4 protein-coding genes are annotated in these 6,965 nt (G+C 73.0%); 3 read left to right on the plus strand and 1 reads right to left on the minus strand.

The annotated features are described in order from the left end of the window. Nucleotides 1-385: 385 nt before the first annotated feature. Nucleotides 386-580, minus strand: coding sequence for a hypothetical protein (locus Apa02nite_RS35570; RefSeq protein ID WP_067685618.1), 195 nt, complete (start codon nt 578-580; stop codon nt 386-388). Nucleotides 581-1,336: 756 nt separating this feature from the next. Between Apa02nite_RS35570 and Apa02nite_RS35575 the strand changes: the two genes are divergently transcribed. From Apa02nite_RS35575 to Apa02nite_RS35585, 3 genes are read left to right on the plus strand one after another with little or no spacing between them, the layout of a single operon-like run. Continuing rightward, entirely contained in the window at nt 1,337-2,845 is a 1,509-nt protein-coding gene (locus Apa02nite_RS35575; RefSeq protein WP_203828970.1) for a DUF3492 domain-containing protein, read from the plus strand. A gap of 2 nt (nt 2,846-2,847) precedes the next feature. Next, nucleotides 2,848-5,817, plus strand: coding sequence for a hypothetical protein (locus tag Apa02nite_RS51360; RefSeq protein ID WP_239164771.1), 2,970 nt, complete (start codon nt 2,848-2,850; stop codon nt 5,815-5,817). Beyond that, the gene (locus Apa02nite_RS35585) at nt 5,814-6,383 is read left to right on the plus strand and encodes a spherulation-specific family 4 protein (RefSeq protein ID WP_203828971.1); all 570 of its coding nucleotides are present in this window, start codon (nt 5,814-5,816) and stop codon (nt 6,381-6,383) included. Before Apa02nite_RS51360 ends, Apa02nite_RS35585 begins: the two co-directional genes overlap by 4 nt. Nucleotides 6,384-6,965 lie beyond the last annotated feature (582 nt).

Raw genomic sequence — 6,965 nt, forward strand, 5'->3', positions numbered from 1 at the left:
TTGGGGATCGCGCAGCTGGCGCCCAGGGGTGCCTCACGGCCGCTGATACACCCCTCAGCGCCAGCCGGAGTCGCGCGGCTGGTGTCCAGGGGTGCCTCACGGCCGCTGAGACACCCCTCAGCGCCAGCCGCGCGGAGCGGGAACCGCCGCGCGAGGAGGCGGCTGGGGTTCAGGGGTGCCTCGGGGGCGCTGAGGGGACCCTCAGTGCCAGCTGGGGAGTGCGCGGCGCCATGGCTCGTGTGTGGGGGCGCTTGTAATGGGGCAGGGGACTTGGGGCAAAAAAACTGCGCGCCGCCACAAGAGTGGAGGCGCGCTTTTCTTTGGTGCGTGGGGGGATGAACGCCGGTCAGTCACCCCGCAGCGACGGTCCGGCGATCGGTGAGGATCAGGTCAGTGCGGGCTCGTGCAGCCGCATCAGATCGTCGGCCTCCGCGGCAGCGGCCGCGAGACGATCGTTCTCCGCCCGGAGGCGGGTGACCTCGAACTCCAAGCTCTGCACCCGGGAACGCAGTCGGGTGACCTCGTCGAGCAGACGCCGATCGGGCGCCGCACCTACGTGGCCGTAGAGGGCCTTCGCCATCGTGACTCCTTGTGACGCGATGCGTCTCATATGTGAATTCTTTGCCGGAGATCGGCCGGCCAAACATGCGTCCAGCGCGAATTTTTGCACCGAAGGACTCACGGGCACGCGTGAGCACAGAATCCCGCCATTGCTGTGGGATTCTCTTAGGTGCAGATGCTCAAGCCACGAACGGAACCGGGGCATGAGTGGGCGCGACTGGCGACTACTCCATAGTCCGCCGGAACCCGGGCTCCGTCAAGCCGAGCACGCGCCGCCGCCCGGCTGACGTCAGTGAATCACGCCACCAGGGGTTCTTGAACTGCGAATATGCACGTTTGCGGCACTTTGCCGATCTTAGTGGGACACTGACCGACAAGTCACTCGACGAAGTTCGATCAACACCATACGCAGCAATGCGGCTCGCAGGCCACTCATTTGATCAAGAAAATCATGAGGGTACGGAACAACCGCCGCCCGGCCACGCGCGACCATTTTCGATCAGCCACTCGTATCGGCCTCGATCCGCCGCCCCCGGAGACCCGGCCGGCCCGCGATCGGCGGATCCGGCGTCCCTCGGTCGGCCGCTCCGACGCCGTTCGATCGGCTGCTCCCATGCTGCTCGATCCGACCTACCAGGAATTTCGGCCGGAACACCACAACCTTTCGGGCAAATTCGGGCAAATATGGGCGACAAACTAGGACAAAGAGGACGTATTTCTGTCGCCTAGCTGACATGTTTCGCTGCCGGGCCCCCTCTTCCTCGTTGCCCCCAGCGTGAATCCGACCCCGTCGCGCCAGCGCATCTGCCTGCTCACCGGCGGCGGGTACCCGTACCGGAGGGATGCTCTCGGAGGTTGGTGCCGGACGCTCGTCGACGGTCTGTACCGGTTCCGCTTCGAGTTGCTCACCGTCACGGACCGGGAACTGCCGTCCGCGCCCGCGTACCCGCTGCCCTTCAATGTCGGCTCGGCGCGCGCCATCGCGCTGGGTCGCGAACCGGCCCGCTCCCAGCGGCGCCGGGCCCAGCTCCCGGAGGGCGCCGCCGATGCCGTCACCGAGCTCTGCCACGGACTGCTGGACGAGTCGGACACCGTCCGGTTCGCCGACGGGCTGCGCTCGATCGCCGAGATGGCCGGCACCCGGCCCAGCCCGCTGACCCGTCTGCCACTCGCCGACCGGCTGGTCGAGGCGTGGCGGACCCGGCAGAACGACGTACCAGAAGAGCCACCTCTGCCGAAGCTGAGCGTGCGTGACGCGCGGACCGCGGCCACCCTGTTGCGGCACGCCCTGCGTGCCCTGGCCGTGCCGCTTCCGGAAGTCGACCTGCTGCACTGCGTCGGCGGGACGAAACCGCTGCTGACGGCGCTGGCCGGGCGGTGGCAGAACGGCACGCCGCTGCTGATCACCGAGGCTCGCACGCCGGTGACCCGGCAGCGGCCGGCCGAGGAACGGCTGTCGCCCGCGGTGCGGCTGATCCTGCGGCGGTTCCGCAACGCGGTGGCCCGCACCGGGTACGCCGAGGCGGAGTTGATCGCGCCGCTGAGCACCTACCACCACGACTGGGCGCTGGAGCACGGCGCTGACCCGAACAAGCTGATCCAGGTGCCCGCCGGGGTGGACCCGAGGGAGTACCCCGGCGCCGCCGAACTCGACTCGCTGCCCACCGTGGTGTGGGCCGGCAGCGGCGGCCCGGACAGCGGGCTGACCCAGGTGCTCGACGCGTTCACCGAGGTCACCGCCGCGTTGCCGCGAGCCGTGCTGCACCTGGTCGGCATCACCGCGCGGCACGAGGAGTACTGCGCCGACCAGATCGAGATGACCGGGCTGGGTCGCGCCGTCCGGTTGTATCCGCTGCCCGCCGACACGTTCGACAGGTTCACCGTCGGCCAGGTGGTGGCGCACGTGCCGGGACCGTCCGATCCGCCGTACCGGCTGGTCGAGGCGATGATGTCGGGCCGGCCGGTGGTCGCCGTGGACATCGGCCCGGCCGGGGAGACGCTCGGCGAGACCGGTGTCGTGGTGCCCGCCGACGACCCGTCGGAGCTGGCCATCGCGATCGTCGACCTGCTGAAGGCGACCCCGCGGCGGCGGGCGCTGGGCGACGCCGCCCGGCAACGCGCCCTCGACCATTTCACCGTGGACCGGCTGGTGCGGGTCTACGGCGCCATCTACACCGACCTGGCCGTGCCACCACCGGCACCGGCCTTCGAACTGGCGCTCGCCGTACCGGCGCCGCGGACCCCCACGCCGGCCACCTTGCGCTGGCTGACCAGGGAGGACTGAAAGTGACGATCACTCCCCCACGCGAGACGACCGGAACCCGCAACCGGCGTCGCCGGCCCCAGCTGCCGGGCGAGCCGCGCCATGCGGCCGGCGGCGGGCCGGCGTTCGAGGAGGCTCCGGCGCCGCGACGTCGCTCCGGGAAGCCTGTTGACGAGGTACGTCCGGAGCCGCCGGAGGTGGCAGACGGGCTGGGTGCGCGGCTCTATCAGACGCTCTCGGACTCGGAGCGGGAGACCGCGGTCGCCGAGACGCTGCTGTTCGTGAAGCCGGCCTTCGACGAGGAGGAACCACCGGGGTACGAGGTGCCGGCCCCGGTCGGCGAGCCCGGGTACGGCTTCGGGCAGCTACCCGAGGCCGGGCCGGCACTGCTGCCCGAGGCCGGGCCGGTCGCGCCGGCCGGGAAGCCGGGGTGGAGTTGGAAGCCCGGGCGGCGGCGGGCGGTTCGCGGGCACCGGGCACCGGAGGTCGACGTCGTCGCGCAGGTGCCGGAGTTCATCGCCGCGGAACGGCCGGTGGCGTTCGCCGGTGGTGAGCAACCGCTGGCGTTCGACGCCGCTGAGCGGCCGGGGGCGTTCGACGCCGTTGGCCAGCCGGGGGCGTTCGACGGCGGGGACCGGGCCGCGGCGTTCGACGGCGGGGACCGGGTTGGGGACTTCGACGGCGGGGACCGGGTTGGGGACTTCGACGGCGGGGAGCGGGCGGGGGTGGAGACGATCCTGTTCGCCCGGTTCCACGGGCGGGAGTTTGCGGATCGGGGCGAGGACGGCCCGGGTGAGGTGGAACGGCCCGTGCGGCGGGACGTCAGCCCGATGACCGAGACGTTCCTGTTCGGGGCGCCGGCGCAACAGCATGCCCAGGAGCCGCGGTCGCCGATCGACGGGGCGGCCGAGACGCTGCTGTTCGCGGGGCTGGCCCGGGCGATGGCCACGGCCGACGGTGAGCCGGTGCAGCTCGCCGAGATCAGCGCGGACGGGTGGCATGCCGAGGCGGAGGCCGCCGATGTGATCTGGGACATGCCGTCGCACCATGAGGACGGGGTCGGGTGGACGCCGGATGACCGCGATGTGGCCGAGGCGCGCTCCGGGCTGATCGACGGCGGGGACGGTTTTCGAGGCGGGTTGCCGTACCGGGAAAGCGTGAAGACGGACCGCCCGCGGTCTTGGGTGGATCTTGATCGGAATGCGCCGCAGCCTCGGTTCGGGGAGAGGGATCTTGATCCCGATGCCGGGCGGCCCGGGCCGAAGCGCGGCCGGGACGGGTTCCCGGAGCAGTGGGGTGCCGGGGCGGCGGGGATCGGCCGGCCAGGGCGGGTGGTGAACCGGAAGCGGAGCCGGGCCGCCCAGGCGGATCAGAACGTGGCCGACGGTTTCTGGAACACCGGATATCCGCAGGACACGGCGCTGGACGAGGGTTTCGACCGGAACTCCGGCGCGGATTATGCCGAGGATTTCGGTACGCCCGAGCCGGTGGACTACCCCGTGACTGACCCGGCCTGTCCCGGGGCTGAGCTGGTGGACTACTCCGTGGTGGACGCGTCGGGTCATCCCGTGGGCGAGGTGCAGGGCATCGACGCGGACGGCTCGCAGGAGTTCAGCATCGAAGAATCGCTCGGGTTCGGGGCCGAGGAGTCGCTGAGCCCGGAACGGCTCGCGAAGGCCGCCGCCTCCGAAGCCGCCTGGCGGGCCTTCTCCGAGGGCGACCGGGAACCCGGCGCCGAGATCCGCACCGGCCGCCGCGCGAAGAGCCGCTGGATGTCCACGATCACCGGGGCCGGCGCGGCGCCGGAAGCCGTCGAGGTCGCGCCGAAACGGCCGCTCTTCGTCTGGCCGGTGCTGCTGCGCTGCCTGCTCTACCTGGGGCCGCTCAGCGTCGCGATCGCCGGGATCGGCGCGCTCGGACGGGTCGCCTGGCCCGTACCGGCCGCCACCCTGCTGCTCGGCTGGGCCGCGGCGCAGGCGCTGACCAGCGTCGGTGTCACGGTGACCCGGCGGGCCGGCGCGGAAGCCGCGGTACGCCTGGTCGGCGCGGGTTTCGCCGCGATGGCCGCCCTCTGGTGCGCGCTCGTCTGGATCACCCCGGCCGCGCTGCTCGGACCGGACCGGCTGCTCGCCGCGGCGGTCGGTCTCGGCGGGCTGGCCACGCTGGCCACCGTGACCGCGGCCCTGGTCACCCGCGCCGAATCCGCGGTGATCTGCTGGTACCTGCCCTGCTGGCTGCTTGCCGGCACGGCAGTCGCTGCGGCCGGCGGGGTGGGCTGGGCCGGGTACGTCCCGGTCGAGACCCTGCTGCCGGCCGGGATCGTGGCGGTGCTGATCCGGGCGTTCCGACCGGCGGTGCTGTTCGGCAAACAGTGCCGGATCCCGCGGCTCACCGCGGTGGAACGTCGGCGGGCCGGCGCGTACCTGGTCATCGGCGCCGCACAGGCGATCTGCGTGGCGCTGCTCTGGCAGGCCGGACCGGCGGTCACCCCGGCGCCGGCCGCGCTGCCGCTGCTGCTCGCCGTACCGCTGCTGGAAGCGCTGATCGGCTGGCACACCAACCGGATCGACGCCGGGCTGGACTCCGCGGAGAGCCCGGCCGACCTGGACCGGCACGTCCGCAACGTCACGGTGATCACGCTGGCCGGGCTGTTGCCGCCGCTGGCCGCCGGTGCGGCGCTCGCCCTGGCCTCGTACCAGCTCCCGCACAGCCTGACCGGGCTGGGCGGCACACAGGACGCGGTGCTCGCGCTCTCGGCCGGCACCCTGCTCGGCGGGGTCTTCGCGATCACGTTCCTGCTCGCGGCTCGCTCCCGTACCGGGATCGCCGCCGCCCTGGCCACCGCTCCGCCGCTGGCCACCCTGGCACTGCCGCTGCTACCGCAGCCCGCCGCCGGCCCGCTGCCGCTCGCCGTCGCGGTGCTGGCCGCGACACACATGGCCGGCCTGCTCATCGTCGCCCTGACCGCCGCCGATCTTCGGAGGACCCCGTGAAGACCCTGTTCCCCGCGTACGCGCATCCCGGCCCGGAACTGGCGCTGGACGCCGACACCTGGATCGTGCGCGAGCACCCCGGTGACCGGCGCACCCTGCACCAGTCGCTCGGCCGGATCGACCTGGACTGGGGCAGCCGCTCCCTCGCCGACGTCCTCGTCGACGTGGACGCCTGGCGTGCCGACGGCGTCGAGGGCCTGTTCCTGGACCGTTGCCCGGCCGGCTCCGGCGGCGTCGGCCCGGTCGCGCTGACCGTGCGACTCGCCGCCCGCCGCGGCCTGCACCGCGTGGTCCTGAACCCGGGTGTGCCGACGCACCCGCTCTACCGCGATCTCGGCGCCCGGATCTGCACTTTCGAGGGGCCCTGGTCGGCCTACCAGAGCTGGGACGGCGACGGGACGCGCCCCGGGGACGGTCACATCGTGCACGGGGTGCCGGCCGGTCTGCTCACCGCGGCCCGGCGGCTGATGGGACGCCGGGGTGCGGGCTTCGGGCTGGCCACGGACGCCGACCCGGACCTGAGCCCGGCGGGCGCACCGGGCAGCGGCGCCCACAGCGCCGACTGACCACTTCCGGTCAGGGGGCGGCGGGCAGCTGGTCGGGCTGGGCTGCCGGTTCGATGGCCGGGCGACGGGCAGCTGGGCCGGCTAGCCAGGCGAGGGAGGCGGGGGTCGCGGCCCGACGCGCCGGTCACCGCCCGCAGCCGGGCACGGTTGTCCTGACAGGTGGACGGTTGGTCCCGGCAGTTGGTCCGGCGCGGGCATTCCGGGGCGCTCCGCGCACACGGTACGACGGTGAGCCCGCAATGTCCCGCACCCGAGCCGGCGCGAGCGACCCGGCTGGTGCTGGGGGCTGCCTCAAGCCCGCCGAGACACCCCTGCGAACCAGCCGGACTCTCGCAGCTGACGCGCCGGGGGTGTCTGGCGGCTGCCGAGACACCCCTGCGAACCAGCCGCACCCGCTCGGCTGGCGCTCAGGGGTGCCTCAAGGCCGTTGAGACACCCCTCAGCACCAGCCGGGGTGGCGACGCGCGGCTGCTGACGCGCCGGGATGCGGGACGTCGCGCGGGGCGGTCGCGCCCGGCCGTGGGTGGTGAGCGGCGCTACGGACCGCGACCCGCCGCCTCCGCCGCCTGGCTGCCAACCCCA

Origin of the sequence: Actinoplanes palleronii (genome assembly GCF_016862315.1) — a bacterium.
Classification (GTDB): Bacteria; Actinomycetota; Actinomycetes; order Mycobacteriales; family Micromonosporaceae; genus Actinoplanes; species Actinoplanes palleronii.